1 protein-coding gene is annotated in these 1,527 nt (G+C 73.6%); it reads left to right on the forward strand.

The genetic code is table 11. From position 1 onward, the window contains the following. Window positions 1-2 precede the first annotated feature (2 nt). Window positions 3-1,527, forward strand: a 1,525-nt coding sequence (locus tag ACWGIU_RS37650) for an alpha/beta hydrolase (protein ID WP_453712564.1), incomplete at its 3' end; no start/stop codon positions are given.

A 1,527-nucleotide genomic window follows, 5' to 3' on the forward strand; every position in this document is an offset into this window, starting at 1 on the left:
CCTTGAAGAAGCGCACCGCTGTCCTGCTGTCGATCTCCACCGTGGCCGCCACCGTCGCCGCCGCTCTCGCGAGCCCGGTCACGGCCGCGCCCGCCGCACCGGCCGATCCGGCCGCCCAGGCGCCGGCGCGGGCCGCGCTGCGCTGGACCGGCTGCAAGACCCCGCGCTACCCGACACTGCAGTGCGCGTCCCTCAAGGTGCCCCTCGACCACGCACGGCCCGGCGGCCGGCAGATCACCCTCGCCCTGACCCGGGTCCCGCACACCGGGGCCACCTCCCAGGGCCCGCTGCTGGTCAACCCCGGCGGCCCGGGCGGCAGCGGCCGCGGCCTGGCGGGTTACGTCGCCTCCGCCCTCCCCAAGGAGGTGGCCGCCCAGTACGACGTGATCGGCTTCGACCCCCGGGGCGTCGGCAAGAGCGAGCCGGCCCTGGATTGCGCGGCCGGGCACTTCGAGCCCGCCCGGCCGGACTCCGTCCCCATGGACGAGGCCACCGAGCGGGCCAACCTGGACCGGGTGCGCTCCTTCGCCGAGTCCTGCGGCGCCAAGCACGCGGACGTGCTCCCGTACATCGACACCGTCTCGGCCGCCCGGGACATCGAGGCGCTGCGCGGCGCGCTCGGCGCGGAGCGGATCAGCTACTTCGGCTACTCGTACGGGACCTACCTGGGCGCGGTGTACGCCAAGCTCCACCCGGGCCGCGTGCACCGGCTCGTCCTGGACTCCGTGGTCGACCCGGGCGGGGTCTGGTACGAGGACAACCTCTCCCAGGACCTCGCCTTCGACGCCCGCCACAAGGCCTTCCTGGCATGGGTGGCCCAGTACGACGCCACCTACGGGCTGGGCACCGACCCGGCGGCGGTCGAGAGGGCCTGGTACGCCATGCGGGACGCGCTGCGGGAGAGTCCGGCGGGCGGCAAGGTGGGCCCGGCGGAGCTGGAGGACACCTTCATGCCGGGCGGGTACTACAACGGCTACTGGCCGAACCTGGCCGAGGCCTTCGCCGCGTACGTGGTGGCCAAGGACCCGAAGCCCCTGGTGGCCGCCTATGAGCGGTTCGGCGCGGTGGAGCCCTCCGCGGGCAACGGCTACAGCGTCTACACGGCGGTCCAGTGCCGGGACTCGGCCTGGCCGAAGGACTGGAACCAGTGGCGGGCGGACATGTGGAGCACCCACGCCAAGGCGCCGTTCATGACCTGGAACAACGCTTGGTACAACGCCCCGTGCGCGTTCTGGCCGACGGAGCCGCTGCAGGCCCCGGACGTGACCAACGCGGATCTCCCGCCCGCCCTCCTGCTCCAGGCGACGGAGGACGCGGCGACCCCCTTCGAGGGGGCGCTCAGCATGCGGGAGAAGCTGTCGGGTTCGGCCTTGGTGGTGGAGGAGGGCGGCGGCAACCACGGCATCGCCCTGAGCGGCAACAAGTGCCTGGACGAGAAGGTGGCGGCCTATCTGACGACGGGCAAGGCCACGGACGCCACCTGCCCCGCCCAGGCGGCGCCGAAGCCGACCACGGTGACGCGTGCGG

It is taken from the genome of Streptomyces sp. NPDC054840 (genome assembly GCF_053611065.1).